General features: G+C 64.0%; 23 protein-coding genes. 5 read left to right on the plus strand and 18 right to left on the minus strand.

What is annotated here, in order from left to right; genetic code table 11:
- Positions 1-75 precede the first annotated feature (75 nt).
- Positions 76-492, minus strand: coding sequence for a site-specific integrase (locus tag ACLPJJ_RS08825; RefSeq protein WP_443590603.1), 417 nt, complete (start codon positions 490-492; stop codon positions 76-78).
- 226 nt (positions 493-718) lie between these two features.
- Positions 719-1,630 carry a homocysteine S-methyltransferase family protein gene (locus ACLPJJ_RS08830; protein WP_443590604.1) on the minus strand — a complete coding sequence of 304 codons (912 nt, stop codon included), beginning with the start codon at positions 1,628-1,630 and terminating at the stop codon, positions 719-721.
- Between the two features lie 170 nt (positions 1,631-1,800).
- Here ACLPJJ_RS08830 and ACLPJJ_RS08835 point away from each other — a divergent pair, with 170 nt between their 5' ends.
- Genes ACLPJJ_RS08835 through ACLPJJ_RS08845 form a run of 3 tightly spaced genes read left to right on the plus strand, consistent with a single transcriptional unit; the run spans position 1,801 to position 4,579 of the window.
- Positions 1,801-2,652, plus strand: a complete 852-nt coding sequence (locus ACLPJJ_RS08835; RefSeq protein ID WP_443590605.1) for an ABC transporter substrate-binding protein — start codon at positions 1,801-1,803, stop codon at positions 2,650-2,652.
- Positions 2,653-2,690: 38 nt separating this feature from the next.
- Positions 2,691-3,818 (plus strand): amino acid ABC transporter permease, encoded by a 1,128-nt coding sequence (locus ACLPJJ_RS08840; protein ID WP_443590606.1) that lies wholly within the window; start codon positions 2,691-2,693, stop codon positions 3,816-3,818.
- A gap of 11 nt (positions 3,819-3,829) precedes the next feature.
- A complete protein-coding gene (locus ACLPJJ_RS08845; RefSeq protein ID WP_443590607.1) occupies positions 3,830-4,579 on the plus strand; it encodes an amino acid ABC transporter ATP-binding protein in 750 nt (249 codons plus the stop codon).
- A gap of 114 nt (positions 4,580-4,693) precedes the next feature.
- On the opposite strand, the gene ACLPJJ_RS08850 is transcribed toward ACLPJJ_RS08845, so the two are convergent.
- The 6 genes from ACLPJJ_RS08850 to ACLPJJ_RS08875 all read right to left on the minus strand — a co-directional run bounded on the left by ACLPJJ_RS08850 (position 4,694) and on the right by ACLPJJ_RS08875 (position 12,003).
- The gene (locus ACLPJJ_RS08850; RefSeq protein WP_443590608.1) at positions 4,694-4,903 is read right to left on the minus strand and encodes a hypothetical protein; all 210 of its coding nucleotides are present in this window, start codon (positions 4,901-4,903) and stop codon (positions 4,694-4,696) included.
- The gene (locus ACLPJJ_RS08855; RefSeq protein ID WP_443590609.1) at positions 4,803-5,462 is read right to left on the minus strand and encodes a hypothetical protein; all 660 of its coding nucleotides are present in this window, start codon (positions 5,460-5,462) and stop codon (positions 4,803-4,805) included. The genes ACLPJJ_RS08850 and ACLPJJ_RS08855 overlap by 101 nt, the downstream gene beginning before the upstream one ends.
- 127 nt (positions 5,463-5,589) lie before the next feature.
- A complete protein-coding gene (locus ACLPJJ_RS08860; RefSeq protein WP_443590610.1) occupies positions 5,590-7,665 on the minus strand; it encodes an oxidoreductase in 2,076 nt (691 codons plus the stop codon).
- Complete coding sequence (locus ACLPJJ_RS08865; RefSeq protein ID WP_443590611.1) at positions 7,662-9,152, minus strand: aldehyde dehydrogenase; 1,491 nt, start codon at positions 9,150-9,152, stop codon at positions 7,662-7,664. Before ACLPJJ_RS08865 ends, ACLPJJ_RS08860 begins: the two co-directional genes overlap by 4 nt.
- Positions 9,153-9,166: 14 nt before the next feature.
- Positions 9,167-10,561, minus strand: coding sequence for an APC family permease (locus ACLPJJ_RS08870; RefSeq protein ID WP_443590612.1), 1,395 nt, complete (start codon positions 10,559-10,561; stop codon positions 9,167-9,169).
- A 59-nt stretch (positions 10,562-10,620) separates the two neighbouring features.
- Complete coding sequence (locus ACLPJJ_RS08875) at positions 10,621-12,003, minus strand: purine-cytosine permease family protein (protein WP_443590613.1); 1,383 nt, start codon at positions 12,001-12,003, stop codon at positions 10,621-10,623.
- A gap of 343 nt (positions 12,004-12,346) precedes the next feature.
- Between ACLPJJ_RS08875 and argE the strand changes: the two genes are divergently transcribed.
- Positions 12,347-13,480, plus strand: coding sequence for an acetylornithine deacetylase (gene argE / locus ACLPJJ_RS08880; RefSeq protein ID WP_443590614.1), 1,134 nt, complete (start codon positions 12,347-12,349; stop codon positions 13,478-13,480).
- 11 nt (positions 13,481-13,491) lie between these two features.
- Here argE and ACLPJJ_RS08885 read toward each other — a convergent pair whose 3' ends face one another.
- Positions 13,492-13,983 carry a CAP family protein gene (locus tag ACLPJJ_RS08885; RefSeq protein WP_443590615.1) on the minus strand — a complete coding sequence of 164 codons (492 nt, stop codon included), beginning with the start codon at positions 13,981-13,983 and terminating at the stop codon, positions 13,492-13,494.
- Positions 13,984-14,090: 107 nt separating this feature from the next.
- Positions 14,091-15,008, minus strand: coding sequence for a LysR family transcriptional regulator (locus ACLPJJ_RS08890; RefSeq protein WP_443590616.1), 918 nt, complete (start codon positions 15,006-15,008; stop codon positions 14,091-14,093).
- A gap of 96 nt (positions 15,009-15,104) precedes the next feature.
- Between ACLPJJ_RS08890 and ACLPJJ_RS08895 the strand changes: the two genes are divergently transcribed.
- The gene (locus tag ACLPJJ_RS08895; RefSeq protein WP_443590617.1) at positions 15,105-15,782 is read left to right on the plus strand and encodes a DUF1028 domain-containing protein; all 678 of its coding nucleotides are present in this window, start codon (positions 15,105-15,107) and stop codon (positions 15,780-15,782) included.
- Positions 15,783-15,788: 6 nt separating this feature from the next.
- Here ACLPJJ_RS08895 and ACLPJJ_RS08900 read toward each other — a convergent pair whose 3' ends face one another.
- The 8 genes from ACLPJJ_RS08900 to ACLPJJ_RS08935 all read right to left on the minus strand — a co-directional run bounded on the left by ACLPJJ_RS08900 (position 15,789) and on the right by ACLPJJ_RS08935 (position 22,401).
- Positions 15,789-16,196 carry a RidA family protein gene (locus ACLPJJ_RS08900; RefSeq protein ID WP_443590618.1) on the minus strand — a complete coding sequence of 136 codons (408 nt, stop codon included), beginning with the start codon at positions 16,194-16,196 and terminating at the stop codon, positions 15,789-15,791.
- Complete coding sequence (locus ACLPJJ_RS08905) at positions 16,193-16,576, minus strand: cupin domain-containing protein (protein WP_443590619.1); 384 nt, start codon at positions 16,574-16,576, stop codon at positions 16,193-16,195. The genes ACLPJJ_RS08900 and ACLPJJ_RS08905 overlap by 4 nt, the downstream gene beginning before the upstream one ends.
- Complete coding sequence (locus ACLPJJ_RS08910; RefSeq protein ID WP_443590620.1) at positions 16,573-17,799, minus strand: flavin-containing monooxygenase; 1,227 nt, start codon at positions 17,797-17,799, stop codon at positions 16,573-16,575. Before ACLPJJ_RS08910 ends, ACLPJJ_RS08905 begins: the two co-directional genes overlap by 4 nt.
- 196 nt (positions 17,800-17,995) lie before the next feature.
- Positions 17,996-18,769, minus strand: a complete 774-nt coding sequence (locus tag ACLPJJ_RS08915; protein ID WP_443590621.1) for a creatininase — start codon at positions 18,767-18,769, stop codon at positions 17,996-17,998.
- Between the two features lie 11 nt (positions 18,770-18,780).
- Positions 18,781-19,467, minus strand: a complete 687-nt coding sequence (locus ACLPJJ_RS08920) for an SDR family NAD(P)-dependent oxidoreductase (RefSeq protein ID WP_443590622.1) — start codon at positions 19,465-19,467, stop codon at positions 18,781-18,783.
- On the minus strand, positions 19,464-20,177 hold the full coding sequence (locus tag ACLPJJ_RS08925; protein WP_443590623.1) for a hypothetical protein: 714 nt from the start codon (positions 20,175-20,177) through the stop codon (positions 19,464-19,466). The genes ACLPJJ_RS08920 and ACLPJJ_RS08925 overlap by 4 nt, the downstream gene beginning before the upstream one ends.
- Entirely contained in the window at positions 20,174-21,394 is a 1,221-nt protein-coding gene (locus tag ACLPJJ_RS08930; protein WP_443590624.1) for an aromatic ring-hydroxylating oxygenase subunit alpha, read from the minus strand. The genes ACLPJJ_RS08925 and ACLPJJ_RS08930 overlap by 4 nt, the downstream gene beginning before the upstream one ends.
- Before the next feature lie 53 nt (positions 21,395-21,447).
- Entirely contained in the window at positions 21,448-22,401 is a 954-nt protein-coding gene (locus ACLPJJ_RS08935) for a LysR family transcriptional regulator (protein ID WP_443590625.1), read from the minus strand.
- Positions 22,402-22,586 lie beyond the last annotated feature (185 nt).

A 22,586-nucleotide genomic window follows, 5' to 3' on the forward strand; every position in this document is an offset into this window, starting at 1 on the left:
TATCTGTGAATCGGCGCCACAATGGGACCCCGGTATCTATGATGGATAATAAACTGATTTATCGAAAGAAATTGCCTAATGGGTGGGGTCTAGATCGGCGCCGATTGGGACCCTGTAATCCACGAAACTCCCCAATCTTTTCAGTCTTCTATCCATTATCGGCGCCGGGGCCCCGTTGTGGTGCCGATTCACAGCCCGGACCAATTTGCGCGCCAGATCCGGCCGGTCGACCGTGATGGCGAAGAAGAACCGCAACGCCGAAACGATGCTGTTCATGGTCGGCACCGGCGTCCCTGCGTCACGCTGCACAATCTGGAACTGGCGGACATCGTCCGCTGTTGCCGTGTCGGGCGAACGGCCAAGAAATTTGGCAAAGCGCCCGACATCGCGGAGGTAATTGCGCTGCGTCTCCCGCGAGAAACGACGCATCTCCATATCCTCAATCATCCGCTGGCGCAGATCAATCGGCGGTGGCGAAACAGGCTTGGTCATGGGGGGCTCCTTTGCAATGAAAGAAGCCAGTATCCTCAGGCAGGGCCGCCCAAACGCTCAATAAAAACCATGTCCTGGAAACTCGTGTGGTGCCCTCACCGCAAGCACCATTCCCGCGCAGCGGGTTAGTTCTTCGGGGACTTTCGTACGCCTGCGGCGCCCGAAACTCTCCACGAAAGCGGCCTGGCTGCTATGGAGTGCGTAACGGCAACAAGCAGACGTTCGTTCACGTCGCCAAGTCAGCGGCTAGCATGCGGATATGCTCCGGTCCTATGCCGCAGCAGCCGCCGATGATTGTCGCCCCGGCGTCGGCCCATCGCCGCGCCCAGACGCGGTAAGTTTCTTCACTGACATCGGGGCGCAGTTCGTCGAGACCGGCGTTGGCAGCGGCATTTTTGCGTTGCGGGGGGAAGGCGTTGGCATAGACGCCGAGCGCTACGGCGCTGCCTTGGGCGCTTATGGCGGCGCTCGCCACCGCGAGTGCTGGTGCCATGACCTCGGGCTGGCTGCAATTAAAGAGAATAGCCTTGGTTCCGAGCCTCAGGGCTGCCGCCACCGCATCAGCGACGCTTTCGCCAGAGCGCAGGCTGGGCACGGGCTGCACATCGTCGGGGTCATCTTCGAGTGTGTAGGAAACCCATAACGGCTTTGCCGACCCAGCTAACGCCTCGGCCGCCGCTTGGACTTCTGCCAGCGAGCTTTGCGTTTCCGCTAGCCAGACGTCGACATGATCAGCCATCCCGGCGATCAGCTGCCGGTGGATCGCCACTGACTGGTCATGGTCAAAGAGGTCAGGCCGATAAGAGCCCAGCGCCGGAGGTAAGGACCCGGCGACCAGAACAGCGTCAGGTGCCGCATCCGCCGCGGCGCGTGCGATCTGCGCGGCCAGCGCCGCCAACTCAGTCCCCCGCGCTGCGAAACGCTCCTGTCCGAGATGAAACGGCACTACCGCATAGCTATTCGTGGTGATGATGCGCGCTCCGCTCTCGATGAAAGCATCATGCGCGCGGCGGACGAATTCCGGACCTTCCAGCAGGGCGAGGGCCGACCATTCCGGCTGGCGGAACGGGGCGCCAATGCGGTTTAACTCACGGCCCATACCGCCATCGAGAATTTGAATCTTCGTCACGCCCGCCACTCCTCGGATGCGCCGCGGCACCCATGCTTGACCTGAAAAAATAATACCATGTTGACGATAGACTAAATGGATAATATGACAACGCATGTCAACACGATGAAATAACGGCCTTTAATTGTACGGTCGCTTTGCAACAGCAGGGCGCCAATGGTCGCAGAGGGTTTTGGAGCATGGTAAAAAAATTTCGCGCTGCCGGTCTGGGGCTGCTGCTTGTCGCCACCGGAGCCCTCGGGGGCATCTCTGCCCGTGCCGATACTATCGGCCATTGCACGGTTATTGGCGATAAGGCCGCGTTTAAAATTCATCCGGCAATTCCTGGGCAAATCACCGTCGAGGTAAACCTGCCGGCGCCGGTGTGGTGGAATGGCGATACGGTTGATTCAATCCAAGACGGCTACGAATACTGCCTTGCCGCCAACATTGCCTATCGCCTCGGTTTGCCGAAGGTGCAGGTGAAAAACGTCGATTGGGATGCGCTCGTCGCGGGCCAGACCCATGATTTCGACCTCGCCCTCAACGAAATTTCCGTTACCCCCGACCGGCAGAAGGTGGTCGATTTCTCGGTGCCCTACTTCAGCTCCGATATCGGCATTCTGGTAAAAGCGGGTACCAAGTTTACCGCCCAAAGCATCAAATCTGCTCGGATCGGTATCCAGTCGGGCACCACCGGCGCTGATTTCGTTAATGACAAGCTCAAGCCAACGCAGCCTGTGCGGGTGTATCCCGATGAGGCGACGCTGTTCACCGCCGTCGCCGCCGGGCAGGTCGATGCCGTGCTGACCGACACTGCCGACGCTCTCGGGGCGGCGGCGCAGTCGCATGGCCGACTGACGGTGCTCGCGCAATATTCCACCGGCGAGGTTTATGCCGCCCTTTACCCCAAGGGTTCAGCCAATGAGGCGGTACTAAATGAGGTGATCGCCTCGTTGGTGAAAGACGGCACCACGAAACTATTGGCGAAGACCTACCTGGCCGGAGCCTGGGGGCAGGATCCGACCAAGATCCCCTATTTCACGCCCTGAGCAGACAGTCTCTCCGTCTGAACGATCAGAGTGATTCTGTGAACAAAAACGGCCTTTCCCCCGCCGCCCAGATCAATGTCGCGCGATGGGCGCGGGCAGGTGTGGCACCGGCTTCGTCACGCGCGGCGGTGCTTTGGGGGCTCTTCGCCGTGGCGGTTGCCGCAGCCACGCTCGCGGGCGGGCTATGGAGTGCGGTCTACATTCGTCGCGAGCTTATCAGTATAAATTACGTATCTGCTCCGGTGACGCTGGGTTTGCTCGGCGTCGCCAGCCTCTCCCTCGCTTTGGGCTGGCCAGTGGCGCGTAGCCTGCTCGCGGCGCGTGCTGCCATTCGGAGCGCGGCGGATATCTCGGCACTGCGGGCGCATGTTCTGGAGTCCAAGAACTGGGCGCTCTGCACGGCGGGCTATGCTCTCGCCGCGGGCTTGGTGTTCCTCTTTGCCCTGTTCATTGCGGTAAATCACTTCGCCGTTGGTGAGACGTTCTTCGACCTTGGGCTGATCCGCGACACCGCCCCGCTGGTGCTGACAGCGTTTCAATATAATATCGAGATCTTCCTGAGTGCCGAGGTATTGATCTTGGTCTGGGGGCTTCTGATCGCCCTGGCACGCATGGCCCCCGGCCCGGCGGGATTGCCTGTCCGGACCATGGCCACCATTTATTGCGATCTATTCCGCGCTTTGCCGACGATCGTGGCGGTTTATCTCATCGCCTTTGGTCTGCCGCTCACCGGCCTCGCGCTGTTTAGCAATCTGTCGCCAATCTGGCTCGCGGTGCTGGCGTTGACGTTGAGCTATGGCGCCTATGAGGCGGAGATCTATCGGGCCGGTATCAGCAGCATTCATTGGAGTCAGGCGGCGGGAGCACGCTCGTTGGGTTTGAGCTATCTGCAAACGTTGCGCTTCGTCGTGGTGCCGCAGGCGTTGAAGCGCATTGTGCCGCCGCTACTCAACGACTTCATCAGCCTGCAGAAAGATACGGCTTTAGTCAGCGTTGTTGGAACGGTCGAGGCGTTTAACCAGGCCAAGATCATCGCCAGCAACCACTTCAATCTCTCCGCGGTGACGACGGTGGCGTTGCTGTTTATTGTCATCACCATTCCCCAGGCGCGGCTGGTTGACCGGCTGATCGCGCGCGACCAGCGCCGTACCCAAGCCGGCGGCTAAGGAGCGGCAGCATGTCATTTTTAGAAATACGCGATGTCCAAAAGAATTTTGGCGCCGTTCGCGTCCTGAACAGCGTCAGCCTCGATGTCGAGCAACATCAAATCATCTGCCTGATCGGCTCTTCCGGCTGTGGCAAATCCACGCTGCTGCGCTGTATTAACGGTCTGGAGCCGATCAACGGTGGCGAAATCCGGCTGCAAGGTCAGCGCGTCAGCGGTCCGGGGGTTGATCTCAATGCGCTGCGCCGCAATGTCGGCATCGTGTTCCAGAGCTATAATTTATTCCCGCATATGACGGTTCTGCAGAACATCATGCTGGCTCCGCTCAAGGTGCTCGGTCTCGCGCGCAGCGAGGCGCAGGACCGAGCCTTCCATCTGCTGGCGCGCATCGGGCTTGAAGCCAAGGCCGGCGAATACCCTGACCGTCTCTCTGGCGGGCAGCAGCAGCGCGTCGCCATTGCACGCGCCCTCGCCATGGACCCGCAGGCATTGCTGCTTGACGAGATCACCTCCGCCCTCGACCCCGAGCTAGTGGCGGAGGTGTTGAACATCGTGCGCGATCTGCGCGCTGAGGGTATCACCATCATTCTGGCTACCCATGAGATGGGCTTTGCCCGCGAGGCGGCGGATAAAATCGTCTTCCTGCATCAGGGGCAGGTGCATGAGCAAGGTACGCCAGAAGAGATTTTTACCGCGCCGCAGCAATCAAGGACCCAGGTGTTTTTGAAGCGGATCATCGAGGCCGGAAGGCTTATAATTTAAAAGTATGGGGCAAGCTCGGTTCATTGTGAATCGGCAAGGGGTTTCGACGCCTTTCGGCGCGCCGACCATCAAATTGAGGTAGGTTTTATAGCGTCACGGCGTTACGCCGATTCACTATCCGGGAGCAGGCACTGAAACCCTGAAGGGAGGTGACCGGTTCACCGCAGGTCGGGAAATCGACCGTTCACTCTGCCGGATATGATCCTTGACCACGGGATAGATCTCAGCCGTCCAGCGGCGTCCATTGAACAGACCGTAATGGCCGACACCGGGCTGCACATGATGGCGATGCTTGCCGGCCGGCAAGCATCGGCACGCGCTCATGCGCGGCTTCTGTTTGACCGACACCGCAAATGTCGTCATTTTCGCCTTCGATCGTAAGCAGTGCCGTCCGCTGGATCGCCGACGGATCAATCGGGCAGCCTTGGGTTTTGAGTTGCCCTCTGGGCAGAGAATGCTCTTGGAATACCTCGTGGACAGTCTGCAGATAGAATTCTGCTGGCAGGTCCATGACTGTCAGGTATTCGTCGTAAAACGCCCGCGTGGCCGCGGCGCTTTCGCTGTCCCCCTGAATCAGGTTATCGAACAGCTTGACGTACGCGTTGACGTGCCGGTCCAGGTTCATGGACATGAACCCGGCGATTTGCAGGAAGCCCGGATAGACACGGCGCAGCGCGCCGGGATAGCGCAGCGGCACCGTGCCAATGACGTTGTGCTCGAACCAGTCGAGCGGCCGCGACGTCACCAGCTCGTCGACCCGGGTCGGGCCGGTTGACGAGGCCAGGTTCATGATCGTCGCCAGATCGCCGTACAGCTCAATGGCCAGACGGTTCGGCGAGGTCTCGTCAGGCGTCAGCACAATCCGCTCGATCAGCGTGTGCAATACCTCCATGGCCTCAAGCCGAATGTCCGACTGTTCCAAAGCGGCTTGAAGGTTGGCCACCTTCGCGGCGTAAAGCGCAGCCGCATTGGTGGCAAGAATAATGCTATGCTTGCAGTCTCAAACAGTCTCAAAGCAGTTCGGTGATCTCGCGGCGGAAAGGCAACGTGTCCGGTGGCAAAGGCGTGGCGTCCAGTTCCTCAGCATAGCGCCGCCCGGCATATACGGCATGCGCGATGGTCGCCGGGGCCAGGGCATCGCCGATGGCGGTGACGGACTCGATCCCCGTTGCTGCCAGATCCGCCGCACGCAGTTCGTGCAGCAGCATTTCCTCGGGCAGGCGCGCCGTCACCGGCAGCACCGCATCTATCTCCAACACCTTCTGCCGTCCGGTGAAAACGCAGTCCAGCACGGCATGGTCCGGCGCGATGGCGGTGAGCGTGTGCGAGACGATGATTTCCACCCCCGCCTCCAGCAGGCGCTTCTGAATGAAATGCTGCTCCATGGTGTTGCGCGTCCAGGTGGAGGCTTCCGAGGCCGGCGTGGCGTAAGTCACCGCATAGCCCTTCGCCGCCAAAGCCTCAGCCATCACCCCACCCATGTAATAATGGTCGTCATCCCATACCAACACGCGCGTACCGGCTGGATACGCGCCGTCCATGATGTCGTCGGGCGTGACCACCACGGCCCTCGGCGCGATGGGCAGCGGGCTTGTGTGCTGGTGGCCTACGCCGTCCCGCCGCCATTTGGCGCCGGTGGCGATGACTATGCGCGGGTAGCCGAATTCCAGCACCTCGGCGGTGCAAAGGCGGCTGGCAAGGTACGTTTGCACATTCGGCAGCTTGTGCAGTTGCAACAGTCGGTAATCACGCACCCGCGCCCAGGCCGCCAAACCCGGCAGTTTCGCCTCCCGTGTAACGCGCCCGCCCAGCTCGGTGCCTGCCTCGGCCAGAGCCACATCGTAGCCGCGTTTGCCCAGCGCGTGCGCCGCCTCCAGCCCAGCCGGGCCTCCGCCGATGATCAGCACCGGCTTTTCACTCTCGCGCGCCCTTATGCGCTCCGGATGCCAGCCCTTGCGCCATTCCTCGCCCATGGTCGGGTTCTGCGTGCAGCGCAGCGGCGATTGCGTGAAGTCACCCGAGACGCAGATGTTGCAGCCGATGCATTCGCGGATGTCCTCGATCCGCCCCTCCTGCAGCTTTTTGGGCAGGAACGGATCGGCGATTGAGGGCCTAGCCGCACCAATGAGGTCGAGCACGCCCTTGCGCACCAATGCTGCCATGCGGTCCACCGAGGTATAACGCCCCACCCCCACCACGGGCTTGTTCGTCAGGCGGCGTATGCCGGAGATGAACGGCTCCTGCGCGCCTTCCTCGGCAAAGCGCGAGGTGCGGCTGTCATTCTCCCAGCCGGCCAGGGTCACGTCCCAGAGGTCGGGCAGGTCGGCGAGTAGGCCGATCATGTCCTCCACCTCGGCTCTTTCTAGCCCGCCTTCGCCGAGCAGTTCATCGACGGAAATGCGGATCGGCACGGCGCAGACATCGCCCACCGCCGCCTTGGTCTCCTCGGTGATCTCGCGCAGCAGACGCACGCGGTTTTCCAGGCTGCCGCCGTATTCATCCGTGCGGTCATTGTACCGGCGCGAAAGGAAGTGGTGCAAAAACCCCAGCGCGTGGGCGGCATACACGTAGATCAGGTCGAACCCCGCCTTTTGCGCGCGCCGCACCGCCGTCAGATGCCAGGCGCGCAGGTTCGCGATATCGGTCTTGTCCATCCGCCGCGCTTGGACGGGATCGTAAGAGAACGTCGCCACCGGCAGATGCGCCGGGCCCATCGGCACCTCACGCGAGTACAGGTTCGGGCCGTTCATGCCATTATAGGCCAGCTCAATGCCCGCCAGCGCCCCGTGCTCATGGATCTTCTCGGCCATGCGGGCGAGGGCAGGGATGTCCCGGTCATCCCAGAGCCGCAGCTCGATGAAGGGCGTGATGTCCGAGCTGTAGTGCATCTCCACCTGTTCGGTGCAGACCACGGCCCAGCCGCCCTCGGCCTTGATACCGCGCATGGTGGCCAGCGCCGTGGGGTCGCGGTAGCCCATGCCGTTGCAATGCGGCACCTGGTAGAAACGGTTACGGGCGGTGACCGGGCCGATCTTCACCGGCTCAAACAGGATGTCGTAAGCGGCAGGGCGCGGACCGTGTTTCATTGGAACTTGATCCATGTCGTCTTGAGGGCGGAGAACTTGTCGAGCGCGTGCAGGGAGAGGTCGCGCCCGAAGCCCGACTGCTTGATGCCGCCGAACGGCGTCTGCGGGGAGAGCGCATCCACCGTGTTTACCGAGACGGTGCCCGCCCGCAGCGCCCCGGAAACACGCAGGGCGCGGTTGACGTCGCGGGTCCAGACCGACGCGGCGAGGCCATATTCAGAATCATTGGCCAGACGGATGGCTTCATCCTCAGTGTCGAATGGGATGACGCTGAGCACCGGACCAAAAATTTCCTCCCGCGCCAGGGCGGAGGCCGGGTCCACATTGTCGAAGATGGTCGGCTGCAGGAAGGCGCCCTTGGGGTGCAGCGGCGCGGCCGCGCCACCGGCCACGAGCCGCCCATGCGCCTTGCCGGCCTCGATGGCGCGCAGCACCTGGGCCAGATGCGCGTCATCCACCAGCGCGCCCATGCGGCAGGCCGGGTCCAGCGGGTCGCCGGGCTGGTAAGCGGCAGCCTGCGCCACCAGCCGCTCCACGAACCCGGCATGGATGCGCCGATCCACCAGCAGCCGCGAATTGGCCGAGCACACCTGCCCGGCGTTGAAGAAGATGCCGAATGCGGCCATCCGCGCGGCGGCGTCGAGATCAGCGTCCCCGAACACCAGGTTGGGGCTCTTGCCGCCCAACTCCAGCCAGACTTGCTTGAGGTTGGACTCGCCCGAATAGCCCATCAGCGTGCGTCCGGTGCGGGTGGAGCCGGTGAAGGCCAGGCAATCGACATCGTTGTGCAGGGCCAGCGCCTTGCCTGCCTCGGCGCCGAAGCCGGTAACGACGTTGAACACGCCATCGGGGATGCCCGCCTCGCGCGCCAGCGCCGCCAGCATCAGCGCGGAAAAGGGCGAGCGCTCGGAGGGTTTCAGCACCACCGAATTCCCGGCCGCCAGCGCCGGAGCAGACTTCCAGGCGGCCATGTCGAAGGGGAAGTTCCAAGGCACGATCGCCCCCACCACGCCCAGTGGCTCGCGGGAGACGATGGCGAGGTTGCCGTCATTGGCGGGCGCCGTCTCGCCACCGATTTTGTCGATGGCTTCGGCATAATAGCGCCACACGGCGGCGGCGCCGGGGATGTCGATGCTGGCGGCTTCGGCCACTGGCTTTCCCATGTCCAGGCTCTCGGCCACGGCGAGCTTGTCGGCATTGGCCTCGATCAGCGCTACGAGGCGCAGCAGAATGTCCCGCCGCTCGGCCATGGGCTTGCCGCGCCAGCGTTTGTCCTCGTAAGCGGCGCGCGCGGCGGCCACGGCGCGGTCGATGTCCGCAGCACTGCCGCGCGCCACTTGGCCCAGCACCGCGCCGGTAGCCGGGTTGCGCTTGGCGAAAACGGCATCGCCCTCGGCGGCGCAATAGGCGCCATCGATGAACAGCTGCATCGGCAGCACCGCGGAGTCCGCCAGGCGGCGCCACTCCGAATAGGTCTTTTCGGTCATGGACGTTCCTCGGTTTACTCGGGCGTGGCGGAGAGCAGCTCGCCCTCCACGGTGTACCGGCGCGGACGGAAGAACAGCACGCCGGCCAGCAGCGTGCCGATGCCCACACAAGCGGTGGTGAAGTTGAAGGTGGTGATGGCGTAGACACCGGTGATAATCAGCACCACAGCGCTAAGGCCGGGAAACAGGCCGTAGAGCAGAAACTGCTTCCACGACCTGCGATAGGCGGTGCGATGCACCCAGGCGCACACCAGCCCGGCCATGCCGAAATAATACGCCACCTGCAGGCCGGTGGCGGCCACGGCGTCGGAGAGAATGGCGCTGACCGAGGGCATGAAGCCGGTGACCAGGATGCCCACCAACCCGGTGCCGACGAGCCACCAGGTGGCGGTGGCGGGGTTGTGGGTGCGCGGATGCACCGTGCCGAAGGAGAAGGGCAGCGCGCCGTCGCGCCCCATGGCGAAGAGCGTGCGTGTGACCTGCAGCATGCCCGTCTGCACCGTGGCGGTCGAGGAGAAGATGACCGCCACCGAGACAATGAGCCCGCCCGACCGCCCCAGCCCCGCTGCCAGCGCCAAGCTGTAAAGCAGGTTGCTGGAGTCGCTGGCCGTGTCGGCGGCGCTGAGCAGCATCAGTGTGACGGCGGCATACAGCGAGTAGAGAAAGATGGTGACGAACACGCCCGAGAGCCCGCCATTGCCGGCGGCATGCTCGCCATTGGCGGTCTCCTCGCCGAGATTGGCGGTGACGTCCCAGCCCCAGTACAGGAAGATGACGATCAGCGCCGCCGCCGAGAATTCCGGCAACGTGGCGGTGGAGAAGAAATAGTGCGGCGAGTAATCGATCAGCGACCACGGATTGGCAGCGGGCGCACCATGCGCATGCACCAGGGCCGCTATGCCCACGCCCAGCAGCACGAGCATCTCAAAGGCGACCATCAGGAGCTGCAGATAGGAGGTCATCTTGATGCCCAGCATGATGACCCCGACGATGGCCAGGAACCATAGCGCCGAGAGCCCGGTGGTGAGCGGCACGCTGCTGGCGAGGGCCGGGTTGATGAAATCCAGCACGGCGGTGGAGAGCGGCACCACGCCGGAAATGATGAAGATCATCTGTGCGGTGATGAGCGCCCAGCCGGACATGAAGCCGTGGAACTTGCCGAAGGTCAGCCCCACCCAGTTGAAGGCGGCGCCGGCATGGGTCACGCGCCGGTTCAACGCCTTGTAGGCAAGCGCGATGCCCAGCATCGGCACGGCGAAGATGAGCACGTAAAGCGGGCTGCGCAGCCCGGCCGTGCCGATGAGCGCGCCCATGGCCAGCGAGATGGCATTGGCCGGGCCCGAACCCGCCACGCCGAGCGTGAGGGATTCGAAGAATGAGAGCGAGTCTTTGCGCAGGCTGTGGGTCATTCCTGGACTCCGGAAGGGCGGTTGGGGGCGGCGCGTCTCGCCGCCCCGGTGGGTCCGGCTTATTCGGCGGCGGCCGGCTTGGGTGCCGTCTTGCGGGCCAGCAGGTAGTAGATGGGGCTGACGGTCAGCAGGCCGACAATCCAGGAGATGTCCACACCGCCAAGCATGTTGGCCACGGGGCCGGTGTAGAGCGTGGTGTCCACGAAGGGCAGCTGGATGAGGATGCCGAAGATGTAGCAGGCGATGGCGGGCTTGTTGAACCGCCCGTACACACCGCCCTCAGCGGTGAAGAAGGCGGCCACGTCGTAGTCGCCTTCGCGCACCAGGTAGAAATCCACCAGGTTGATCGCTGTCCACGGCACCAGCACGTAGAGCAGCATCAGGATGAAGTTGGTGTAGTTGGTGAGGAAGTTGCCAGCGGCGAACAGGGCGATGCCCAGGCCGATGGCGGTGAGGACGGCCGCGGTGACGATGCGCGCCGCCGCCCCCGCCGTCCAGGAGGAGGCAAAGGTGTGGACGAGCGTGATGGTGGAGAGCACGCCGCAATACAGGTTCATGGCGTTGGTGCCGGCGATGCCCACCGAGAAGATGACGACGATGGGAATGGCGGCGGGACCAGTGAAGGCGGTGAGCCCGCCGACCGGGTCGCCATTGGCGGCGACGAGCCCCAGCAACGCGCCCAGGATCATGGGCAGGATCGAGCCCAGCGAGCAGCCCCAGTAGGAGGCCCAGAAGGCCGGCACCGCGCCGGTGTCATGCGGCATGTAACGCGTGTAGTCCGAGACATAGGGGGCATAGGCGATTTGCCACAGCGCGCCCACCGAGATCATCGAGCAGAACCCGGCCAGGGAGAAGGCGTTCATGTGCATCACCCCGGTCGGCAGGCCGTGCACGAAGACCATCCACACAAAGGTGAGCGCCAGCGCCGCCCCCGAGGCATAGGTGAGGATGCGGGCATAGGCGTGGATGAGGTCATGCCCGAAGATGGTGGCGACGACGCTGACCACGGCAATGAGCACAATAAGCGCGTTCTGGCTGATGCCCGGGAAGACCGTGTGTAGTGACTGTCCGCCAAGCACGATGTTGGAGGCCAGGAAGCCGACATACATGATGATCACAATGCCCACCACCAGCACAGCGCCGATGGAGCCGAACTGGCCGCGCGTCTGCACCATCTGCGGCACGCCCAGCTGCGGCCCCTGCGCGGCATGCAGCGCCATGAAGATGGCGCCGACCAGATTGCCCACCGCGATGGCCGCGATGGAGGACAGGAAATCGAGCTTGAACACCGTGGTGGCGAGCGCGCCGGTCACGATGGTCAGCATCATGATGTTCGAGCCGAACCAGATGGTGAACAGGTCGCGGAAGGTGCCGTGACGCTGGTCGTGCGGGATCTGGTAGATGGTGTGCTGTTCGACGGCACCCGGTCTTTCATTAGCCATGGGCAAGATCCTTTCTGGAGGTTAAGGGGAGAAGCCCGTTGCAATGCGGCGCTTGGCAGAAGCGGTGTTGAGCGATGACCGGGCCGGTCTTCATGGGCTCGAACAGGGTGTCGTAGCGCGGGTTCCGCGGCATAAGCCTCACACTCCGGAATGGAATTGTTGCGATTTGGCTAACACGAAGCCACGGAAGCTTTGCGTTGAATTTATCGAACCAACGGGAACCCTGTGTCTCGGCAGTTGGGCAGTTTTTTTGCACCCCCTGGAACGCCTGCGTGAAATATGCGCAAATTCAAACGGCAATCTGCGGCTTTTCCGGCGCCGCGCCAGGCGCTAGGCTCTGTTAATGCCCAACACTGCCGAAACCCTGGCCAGGCTGGCCGCCTTTCCCACCATCAGCGCCGCGTCCAACGAGGAGCTGATCCGCTACGCAGCAGGGCGCATCACCCAGGCGGGCGGGCGCATCCACACCATGGCCGGGGCGCTGCCGGGCAAGTTCAACCTGCTGGCCAGTTTCGGGCCGGTCACCGGGGCGGGGCTGGTGCTCTCGGGCCATAGCGACGTCGTGCCCGTGGCCGGGCAGGACTGGCATTCGGACCCGTTCACCCTCACTGAGCGCGACGGGCGGCTCTTTGCCCGCGGCGCCAGTGACATGAAGGGCTTCCTCGCCGCCATGCTCACCGCCGCCGAGCGTGCGGACAAGAGCAAGCTCACCCGCCCGCTGCATCTGGCTTTTTCGTATGACGAGGAGATAGGCTGTGTGGGCGTGCGCGACCTACTGACGCGCTTGCAGGCGGGGGGCTTCAAGGCCCAGGGCTGCGTCATCGGCGAGCCGACGGAGCTGCGCGTCATCACCGGGCATAAGGGCAAAATCGCGGGCTGCATCTGCTGCCGGGGCAGGGCGGCGCACTCGGCCAACCCGGCGCTGGGCTGCAACGCCATCGCGCTGGCCGGCTCCATGCTGGCGGAGTTGGCTATTATGCAGGAGGAGTTGATCCAGGCGGGGCGAGACGACGCTTATCCCTTCCCGCACACCTCCTTGCAGCCCGGGAAGATCTCGGGCGGCGTGGCGCTGAACATCGTGCCGGATGCCTGCGATATCGAGTTCGAGATCCGCTATCTGGCCGGCGAGAACACCGGGGCGCAGCTTGCCCGCCTGCGCGTGGCGGGGGCAAGGCTCGCGGCATCCTCCAACGGCGGCGTGGTGGAGGTGAGGGTGACCAACGAATATCCCGGCGTGGAAACGCCGCTTGATGCGCCGATCACGCAGCAGGCCCTGGTAGCGGCGGGAGCGGCGGAGACCGGTAAGGTTGCTTTTGGCACCGAGGCCGGGCTGTTCGCCCATGCCCTGGACACGCAAACGGTGATCTGCGGCCCCGGCAGCATCGACCGCGCGCACAAGGCCGATGAATACGTCACCCGCGAGGAGCTGGTCGCCTGCGACGCCTTCCTCGACCGGATGGTTGCGACGCTGGGGTAGGGTGAATACAGCTAGTAGGCCCGCTCTCCCATGACATTTCCTGGCGGATCGTAATCGCAGACCAGAAAGTCGACCCCATTGCTCGATGCGAACCCGCATCCAACCTCGGTCGTCGCCTTCCAGACCAGTTGGCTGTAATGGCCGACATCCACCCAATTTCCGGTCGTGGAGATGTCCGGGAAGTTGCCATTCGTAAAGTAAGCCTGCTCGCCGCCCCACAGGTCAACCAACTGCGTTAGCGACTGGGTGCCAGACGCAGCCATTGCCAAGTTCTGACCCGGTCCGCTGTGCTCGAGCTGTCCAATCTCGGCAAGATGATCAGCCCATTGCTGCGCGTTAGCCGCCAGATGGTCGGACCACCGTAACGGCGGAAGGCCGAGATCTGCTCGATAGGCATTGTGGGCGGCCAGTAGCTCGGCAATGTTCTCTGGATCTGCCTGGGCGTGAACCGGTGTGCCAAGAGATAGGGCGGCAAGCACGGCAGCGATGGATAGTCTCTTCATTAACCCCTCTTTTGGTCCAGCTGACAACCGGCGCAAGCCGGGTCGACGAGCCGGATAGCGAGGCGGTATGGCGGAGATGTGGCGCTCCACATGAGAGAATTTTAATTCTACCTCGTCCCCGGCAGCGGCTTGTTGCGCAGCAACTCCTGGCACAGGCCAATGAACGCCTCTGCCGTGGGCGTGCGCCGCAGCCCCTTGAGCAGGGCGATGCCATAGATCAGCGGGCGCAGCGTATCCTCCAGCGCCAGATAGGAGAGCTTGCGTCCGTCCAGCGTGGCGGTGTTCTTGGGCTGCGCGTTGGCCAGGCTGTAGCCCTCGCCGCGCGCCACCAGGCTGCGGATGACGTCGATGTACTGGTAGCGGCCGGTGATGTTCGGGTTCACCCCGGCCTGGCGGAACAGCGAGAAGAAATAGTCGCGGCTCTGCGGCAAATCGAGCAGCAGGAAATTATCCTCCGCCAGTTCGCGCAGCGTCACCGAGCGGCGGCGTGCGAAAGGGTGTGTGGTGCCGACAAAGGCATAAGGCGGCACCGGGGCCAGGGGAATGAAGTCGAAATCCGGCGGAATGGCCATGTCGTAGGTCAGCAGCAGCGAGATGCGCCCGGCGCGCAGATGCTCGAATAGCTCGGTCTGATGCCCGGCCAGAGCGGAGACGCGCACGGCCTCGTGCCGCTGCTTGAACTGGGTGAGCAGCTCGGGGATGACCAGCGGGAACAGCGTGGAGAGGCAGCCGATTTCCAGTGGCCCGGCCACCCGCGCCGAGATGACCAAGGCGGCGTTTTCCACCTCCTCGGCCTGCAGCAGCAGGGCCCTTGCCTCGCGCAGGAAGCGCTGGCCCTCGGCGGTGAGGGAGAGCCCCTGCGCGTGGTGGCGGATGAAGAGCTGGATGCCATAGGCTTCCTCTAGCGCCGTGATGGCTGAGGAGATGGAGGGCTGCGAGATGTTCACGCGCTCGGAGGCCAGGGTGATGCTGCCCGTCTCCGCCGTGGCGACGAAATAGGCGATCTGCTTGAGCGTGAAGCGCATGGGTTAGACCTTTCCGAAGCAAAGCCTTGGTAGATTATATTTTACAGAACCGGGGCGGGTGGCAACATGGCGGCACAACATAAAGGAGTGCCGCTCGTGACCTTCTCGCTCGCCGCGCGCTGCCCGCGCACCGGACAATTCGCCGTGGCTGTCACCTCCTCCTCGCCCACCGTAGCTGCGCGCTGCGCCTTCGCCCGCGCCGGGGTGGGGGCGGTGACCACCCAGAATGTCACGGATCCGCGGCTGGGCCCGGCTTTGCTGGAGGCTTTGGCCGAGGGGCTGGAGGCCGAGGCGGCGCTGGCCCGGGTGCTGGCGGGGGCCAGCTTCCCCGCGTACCGGCAGCTTACCGTGGTGGCCGCCGCCGGGCGCACCGCCGCGTGGTCCGGCGGCAAGACGCTAGGTGTGCATGCGCAAGCCAAGGGGCAGGATGCCGTCTCGGCGGGCAATCTGCTGGCCAATACCGGCGTGCCGGAGGCGGTGCGTGCGGCTTTCGCGGCGTCTGACCCGGCGCAGGAGCTAGGAGCGCGGGTGATTGCGGCGATGCAGGCGGGGCTGGCAGCAGGAGGCGAGGCCGGTTCCCTTCGCTCGGCCGGGCTCATCGTGGTGGACCGCGAGGCTTGGCCGCTGGCCGATCTGCGCGTGGACTGGCACGACGCGCCGCTGACCGAACTGGCGGCACTTTGGGAAGTCTGGGCGCCGCAGATGCGCGACTATGTCACCCGCGCGCTCAACCCTGGCGCCGCGCCGAGCTACGGGGTGCCGGGGGACGAGTGAACCGGCCTACTCGAACTCGGCGATGACGTCGACCTCGACCAGCCATTCCGGTCGCGCCAGCGCCACGACCACGAGGCCGGTGAAGACCGGGTATACGCCCTTCATGCAACGCCCCAGCACGCGGTACACGGCCTCGCGGAAGCGGATGTCGGTAAGATACACCGTTACCTTGCAGATGTTCTCAAGCCCGGCGCCGCATTCGCGGAGCAGGATGTCGATATTCTCCATCACCTTCTCGGCCTGGCCGGCGGGGTCGCCCACTGCCACGTTTTCGCGCGTGTCGAGATCCTGCGCCACTTGGCCGCGCAGATAGATGCTCTTGCCCGTCACCACCGCCTGGCAGAGGTCGTTGTCCAGCTGCTGCTCGGGGTAGGTGTCTTTGGTGTTGAAGGGGCGGATGCGTTTGTGAATCATGTCTGTGCCTCGCTGGCTGAAGTGACCGCCAAGTAGCTCTTGCGGATGTGGCTGGAGCGGATGTCCCACAGCACCGTGGTGCCCTCGGCGATGATCCAGCTGTCGCCCGGACCATATATTACGGTCTGGCCGGTGGTCTCGTCGGTCAGGGCGAGTTGGCCATCGAGCAGGGTGGCGTGCTCGTGGAACGGATAGGTGACGCGGTACTTGCCCTGGCTGGCGGCGTACAGCCCGCCGGAGAGTGGGCTTTTGAGGCTGCCAAACAGGATCTTGCCAGAGACCGCTATGGGCCCCTCTACCGTGGTGGCGCCGATATCCTCGGGCGCGCCCCAGGTGTCCAGCGCCACGCGGTCCATGTCGAGTTTGAACGGCAGCATCATGCGGCCCCCCGCGCGGCGATGTGTTCGGCGATATAGGCGGCGTCGTGCCACACGCCCCAGATGAAGGGCGAGGCGCGGCGCGAGAGCCAAGCCAGGCCCAGGAAGTAGAGCCCCGGCACCTCGGAGACGCCGCGCTTATGGCGCGGGGTGCCCTTCTCGTCAAAGACGTCGATCTCGATCCAGCCAAAATCCAGTGTATAGCCGGTGGCCCAAACAATGGAGGAGATCCCCGCCTCGGTCAGGTTCAGCGTCAGCAGCGGGTCCGTCACGCAGGCCGGAAGCGGTGCCAGATTTCGGGCCTCTGGCTCCTCGGGCAGGTCAACCCCCTCATGGGCGATATAGGCGTCGGCGGCATCCAGCATGGCCAGGTAATTGGCGTCGCCTTCGGCAATCCGCTCGGCCAGATCCGGGGCAAAGCGCAGCACGCCGTTTTCGTAGGTCTCGGCTCGGCCCACCAGCGTGATGCCGCTCGCGGCCAAGTCGCGGAAGTCCACGGTATGGCCGCCCCGCGCGCCGCTCACCGCGATGGTGACATGCGACATGGACGGCGTCCGGGCTTCGGCATTCCACAGGCCCAGCGCGCCCAGCCACCATACGAAATCCTTGCCGCGATAGCTGCGCGGCGGCCGGTCATGCGCCCCCACCGCGAGATAGACCTGACGTCCGGCGCGGCGCAACTCGTCGGCGATCTGCACGCCCGAAGACCCGGCGCCAATAACCAGCACCGCGCCGGCCGGCAGCTGGGTGGGATTGCGGTAATGCGCGGAGTGGAGCTGCGTGATGCCCGCCTCTTCCGGCACCACGGCGGGGATGACCGCGCGCTGGAACGGCCCCGTGGCGGTAATCACGTTCTTCGCCTCGATCACGCCCTGCGGCGTCTCGGCGGCAAAGCCCCAAGCGGTTTTGCGCAGGGCCGTCACCGCGACGCCGGTGCGGATGGGCGCCTTAACTTCTTCAGCGTATTTAACGAGATAGTCCACAATTTCGCTGGCGGGGGCAAAGCCGTCCGCATCAGTGGCCGTGAACAGCTTGTTGGGGAAGCGATCATGCCAAGCCGGGCCGTTGGCAACCAGCGAATCCCATCGTTCCGCGCGCCAGCGCTCGGCGATGCGGTGCCGCTCGACGACAAGATGAGGCACACCGGCCTTGCTCAAATGCTCACTCGCCGCGATGCCGGCCTGACCGCCGCCAATAACGAGCGTCTCGACCCTTTCAACTGACATGCCCAGTGTCCTTTTGCGAATTTTCAGGGAGTTTGGCCGGTAAGGCCGGCATCCACGGCTATGTCTATTGAACGAACTGGATTAAGAAAATAACGATTTAAAGTGGTTCTGGTTAGGTTTTTCTGAAGATGTGCCGATAAAAGCGCCGCAGATTGCCTGCCGCAGACCCTGAGCAGATCGCCGCGCCGCGGTAATTTTAAAGCCCGAACTCCTTCCGCACTGCGGCGGTGATCAGCTCCACATGGTCGTCCAGCAGCCATTGGCCGATCTCGGCGCGGGAGCCGCGGGCATCGGCCAGCACGCCGCTCTCGCGCAGATAGCCAGGCGGGGCGGGGCTGATGTCGTAAGGCGGGAAGCTTGCGCGCCCCTCCTGCGGGATCTTGGAGAGGTCCACGAGGTCCGGTCGCAGCAGCAGCATCAGCGAGGTCTCGATCAGGCTGGCATGTTCCAGCTCGGTGCCGGGGAAGCCGTCGGGGAAGATGCGGTCCAGTGTCTCCTTGCGAACAAAGTCCCAGTATTCCAGACGCATGGCCGTCACGCCCTCGATGCCGTCGCGGCGGATTTCGCGCAAGCCGAGGTCCAGACCTTCCACGGCGGGCCAGGCGTTCTCGAAATGCCCGTTGAGCAACACAAAGCGCCGCGCGCCGTGGGTGGCCAATTCGCGCAGAATATCGCGGATGGTGTGGCTGAAGGTCTGCGCATCCAGGCTGGTGGTGCCGGGGAAGCTCTGCCCGCCGCCCGAGCGCGGCATCGATTTGTAGCCGTAGGCCAGCGTGGGGGCGACCAGCCCGCCCACCGCACGTGCCACCCGTTCGGCCACGGCGGTGGGCAGGATGACATCGACATTGAGCGGCAGATGCGGCCCGTGCTGCTCTGTGGCACCGAGCGGCAGGAAAATGATAGCGCCGCTGGGCACTTTCTCCTGCCATTGCGGCCAGGAAAGCTCAGCCATGAATACGCTGTCGACCATTTAGGGGCTCCTTAATGCATGGCAGCGCCGCCATCGGCGCTGAAACATTGTCCGGTGATGAAGCTGGCGGCGGGGGAGGCTAGGAATAGGATGAGGGCGGCCACTTCCTCGGGCTGGCCGATGCGCCGCAGCGGGTTGCTGGTTTCCAGCGCCTTCATCTCGGGCGACATGGCGGCGAAATTGAGCAGCGGGGTGTCAATGGGCCCAGGTGCCACGGCATTCACGCGGATGTCTGGCCCCAGCTCGCGCGCCCAGGAGCGCGTGAGGCCCAGAATGGCGGCCTTGGTGGCGCAGTAGCCTGAGGCCCCGGCACGGCCGAGATAGGCGAGTTCCGAGGCGAGGTTGATAATGCACCCGCCTTTGGTCAGATGCGGCAGGGCGGCGGCGGCCACCAGCATGGGGCCGCGGATATTGATGGCGAACATGCGGTCGAGCGCCGCGATGTCCAACCCGGCCAACGGCGCGTCGACCTCCACCCCGGCGGCGTTCACCACGGTGTCGAACCCGCCAAGGGTGACGGCGGCCTGCGTCACGGCGGCACTCACCTGCTTGGGTTGGGTGAGGTCCGCGCGGACCCAGGGGATCTCCGGCTCGGGGTGGGCGACGTCCAGCCCGGCCACTTCGTGGCCCGCGGCCAGCGCGGCGCGGGCGGTGGCGCGGCCAATGCCGCTGGCCGCCCCAGTGATGAGGAATTTCATGAGCCGCACGCCCCTTCCTGGTATTCGACGTCCCAGCCGTCCAGGCTGAACACCGCACCCTCGCGGAAGGGCAGGCTGGAGCGCGTGATGCGCCAAGTGGCGGCCTCGCCCAGCGAGATCTCGCAATCCACCAGTTCGCGTGCCAAGCCCAGCGGGGCTGCTGCCACGGCGTCGGCGAGGTTGCCCCCCGACAGCGGCACGGCGCGCGGCCGCGCGACCATAAAAACCTCCCCGGCCCTTACCAAAATCGCGACACGGCCATCGGCTCGGCGCCGCAGACGCATCGCGCAGCTCGGCGTGGCGGGACAGTTGGGCATGCGCTGCCAATGCTCCAGATAGTTGGCAAAATGCCCGGTCTCGACCAGTGTTTTCCCCTCCCAGAACAGGATGCCCGCATCGGGCTGCGCGGCTTGCGGCTGGAGGTCGATCTCGCGGTGCCACCAGAATACGCCGTCCTGTTCTGCGAACACCCCGGCGAAGCCCTGCTGGCGGGCGAGCCAGAGGCAGTCCTCGTGCGAGAGATCGTCCAGCGCCCGGACATGCGCAAAATCGGGCCGGTCGTACTGCTGGCGTAAATCCACAAACAGCGACGGCCCCTGCAGCCAGGCCACGCGCGTGGTGGTGTCCTCAAGGCCAGGGGTGCATAGCAGCGTGCGTCTCCACAGACCCGCCAGTGCGGCCACTGTCAGCGGCTTCTCAAGCGTGTTCATGCCGCGCGCGGGCCGTAATAGGGTTTGCGCTCGGCTTTTTTGGGGTAGCTGCCGGCCAAACGCGCCGCCAGATAACGCTGGATGAGCCAGACCGGCTCCTCCAGATGCGAGAGCCGCCCGCGCACCGCGTAGGCCGAATTCAGCCCGTCCTGCACGGCCTTGTTCACGACCATGTCCTCCACATGGAAGTCGCGCAGCAACGGCGTCTCGGCCTCGATCATCTTTTCCAGATCAGGGCTGTCCAATGTCTCTCTGCTCACCAGAGTCATGGTCTGCAATCGGCAGCGCCCAGCGCCCAGCGGCAGCAGCCGGTACCACAGGAGGCGGTCTGGCATGGTGAGGAACATAAAGAAGGGATGCCCGAGGAACAGCCCCCATTCGGCCTGCTGTTCCTCTCTGAGGCCCGGAAGGGGCAGAAAACCCGGCATGGACTCGCCGCGCGCGGCGGCATCCGCCACCTCTGCCTTCAACTTGGCGGTGTAGGGCAGATGCGCGTGGACGTAATGCGGGGATTCGGGCTCAATCCAGGTGTTTTGCCCGGGCATGATGGGATTGAGCGTGGTGCTGTGCGCCCCGATATGGTGGTAGGATTCCATCCAGTTCTCCACCATCACTTTCCAGTTGAAGCCGCACTCCCAGTCCATGGAGATGACGATTTCCATCTGCGCGAAGTTCCACGGGGCCAGCAGCTCATCCAGCGGCGCGTAGCAGCTCTTCAGCTCCGGCGCGGCACCGTCAAAATTGACAAAGACAAAGCCGTTCCAGATGCCGCTGCGCAGTGTGGCCAGAGGGTAATCGGCTTTGGCGAAGGCGTCGGCCTCCTGCATATGCGGGCAGCCGCGCAGCATTCCGTCCAGCTCAAACGACCACACATGATACGGGCACAGCAGATGCTGCGCATGGCCCTTGCGCGGGGACCCCTCGGAGCCGGGGAGAATGTCCATGGCCCGGTGCGGGCAAACGCGCGAGAGTACGTGTACGGCACTGTCCTCGGCGCGCGTGACCACCAGGGGCTCGCCCAGCAGCTCCAGTGCCAGATAATCGCCGGGCTTGGGCAACTCGCTGACATGCGCCACGCACAGCCAGCCGGTGCGGAAGAGTTTCTCCTCCTCCAGTCTGTAAAACGCGTCGCTGGTATAGGCGGCCTTGGGCAGGGTGCGGGCCTGGGGCAAGGGCAGGGCGGCGGTGGCGGCGATGTCGGCGGCAAGGTCTGTCATGGCGCAAGCCTAAAAAAGCGCCACGCCACCAAAAAAGGCAAAATTGATCCAGTTTACTTGGCGCTTGCGCCAAGCGATCCGCTGCCCAGGCCGAATTCCAACGCCAGATCGGCCAGAAGACTGTCCACAGCTGGCGGGTGATGCGCCCGCGAGCGCGTGGCCAATTCCATGGCCACCGTGTAGCCAAACCGCTCCGGCAGCATGCGGCGCAGTGGCAGGGCAAAGCGCGTGGCCGCCACGTAGTGGTCAGGCAGATAGCCAATATAGCGGCCTGTCAGCACCAGCAGTGCGACGCCTTCCACATCATTGGCGGTGGCGGTGCGCGGCAGCGTGCCCAACAGCATGCGCAACTCCTCCTGCGCCGCGTACGTGCGGCCCACCAGCTCGCACTCCGCCAGCTCATCGGCGGTCACGCCGTCCGGGCAGCGCGGGTAGAGCGGATGCGTCTCGGCGCAGTAGAGATTGTTGCTCTCGCCGTAGAGCAGCTGGTAATCCAGCCCCGGCAGACGCTGACGCACGCTCACAATGGCGGCGTGCAGCGTTTCGTCGAGCAGCGCCTTTTCCAGATAATTCGGCGGATCGACGGAGATATTTACCTGCACGCGCGGAGCGCGCCGCTTCAGCGTGGCCAGCACGCGCGCCAGACGGAAGCTGGGGTCGGTGAGCAGTGTGTCGATGATGCCCAGATTCAGCTCGCCCACGACCTCGGTATGGATGCCGTTCATGCGCAGCCGGAAGCCTTCGAGCGCGCCAAACACCTGTTGTGCGGCCAGATGCACCTCGCGCCCCTGGGCGGTGAGCGCAAAGCCCGAGCGTCCGCGCCGGCACAATTTGACCCCCAGCCGCGTTTCCAGCTCCTTCACATGCTTGCTGATGGTCGAGAGCCCGGTTTGCAGCTGCGCTTCGGCTGCGGCAAAGCCACCACACTCGACGACGGTGGAGAACAGCCGCAGCAGTCGGATGTCGACATCGGAGATGTTGGCCGTGAAAGACGGGCGCCGGGACATAACTTTCCTGTTAAGGAAAGTAAATCGGCAAAGCAAGCGATGTTTCGATATCGGAGCCCTGGCTACTCCTTGGTTATGTTTACAATTTTGGCATAATTTAGCGAGTTCACCATGGCTATAGACTAATATGGTTATTTTTTAGTCTTATCTGGTTAAGTTTTTTGTCGTTATCGCCGTTTTCATCG

It is taken from the genome of Acidocella sp. (assembly GCF_052326845.1).
In the GTDB taxonomy this organism is placed as follows: domain Bacteria; phylum Pseudomonadota; class Alphaproteobacteria; order Acetobacterales; family Acetobacteraceae; genus Acidocella.

Coding starts and splice junctions, on each gene's coding strand:
- ACLPJJ_RS08860 (WP_443590610.1), bottom strand. CDS start 7,665: ATGAAACACGGTCCGCGCCCTGCCGCTTACGACATCCTGTTTGAGCCG.
- ACLPJJ_RS08845 (WP_443590607.1), top strand. CDS start 3,830: ATGTCATTTTTAGAAATACGCGATGTCCAAAAGAATTTTGGCGCCGTT.
- ACLPJJ_RS08915 (WP_443590621.1), bottom strand. CDS start 18,769: ATGGTCGACAGCGTATTCATGGCTGAGCTTTCCTGGCCGCAATGGCAG.
- ACLPJJ_RS08870 (WP_443590612.1), bottom strand. CDS start 10,561: ATGACCCACAGCCTGCGCAAAGACTCGCTCTCATTCTTCGAATCCCTC.
- ACLPJJ_RS08835 (WP_443590605.1), top strand. CDS start 1,801: ATGGTAAAAAAATTTCGCGCTGCCGGTCTGGGGCTGCTGCTTGTCGCC.
- ACLPJJ_RS08920 (WP_443590622.1), bottom strand. CDS start 19,467: ATGAAATTCCTCATCACTGGGGCGGCCAGCGGCATTGGCCGCGCCACC.
- ACLPJJ_RS08865 (WP_443590611.1), bottom strand. CDS start 9,152: ATGACCGAAAAGACCTATTCGGAGTGGCGCCGCCTGGCGGACTCCGCG.
- ACLPJJ_RS08850 (WP_443590608.1), bottom strand. CDS start 4,903: ATGAGCGCGTGCCGATGCTTGCCGGCCGGCAAGCATCGCCATCATGTG.
- ACLPJJ_RS08875 (WP_443590613.1), bottom strand. CDS start 12,003: ATGGCTAATGAAAGACCGGGTGCCGTCGAACAGCACACCATCTACCAG.
- ACLPJJ_RS08900 (WP_443590618.1), bottom strand. CDS start 16,196: ATGATTCACAAACGCATCCGCCCCTTCAACACCAAAGACACCTACCCC.
- ACLPJJ_RS08935 (WP_443590625.1), bottom strand. CDS start 22,401: ATGTCCCGGCGCCCGTCTTTCACGGCCAACATCTCCGATGTCGACATC.
- ACLPJJ_RS08890 (WP_443590616.1), bottom strand. CDS start 15,008: ATGCGCTTCACGCTCAAGCAGATCGCCTATTTCGTCGCCACGGCGGAG.
- ACLPJJ_RS08925 (WP_443590623.1), bottom strand. CDS start 20,177: ATGAACACGCTTGAGAAGCCGCTGACAGTGGCCGCACTGGCGGGTCTG.
- argE (WP_443590614.1), top strand. CDS start 12,347: ATGCCCAACACTGCCGAAACCCTGGCCAGGCTGGCCGCCTTTCCCACC.
- ACLPJJ_RS08825 (WP_443590603.1), bottom strand. CDS start 492: ATGACCAAGCCTGTTTCGCCACCGCCGATTGATCTGCGCCAGCGGATG.
- ACLPJJ_RS08885 (WP_443590615.1), bottom strand. CDS start 13,983: ATGAAGAGACTATCCATCGCTGCCGTGCTTGCCGCCCTATCTCTTGGC.
- ACLPJJ_RS08930 (WP_443590624.1), bottom strand. CDS start 21,394: ATGACAGACCTTGCCGCCGACATCGCCGCCACCGCCGCCCTGCCCTTG.
- ACLPJJ_RS08910 (WP_443590620.1), bottom strand. CDS start 17,799: ATGTCAGTTGAAAGGGTCGAGACGCTCGTTATTGGCGGCGGTCAGGCC.
- ACLPJJ_RS08905 (WP_443590619.1), bottom strand. CDS start 16,576: ATGATGCTGCCGTTCAAACTCGACATGGACCGCGTGGCGCTGGACACC.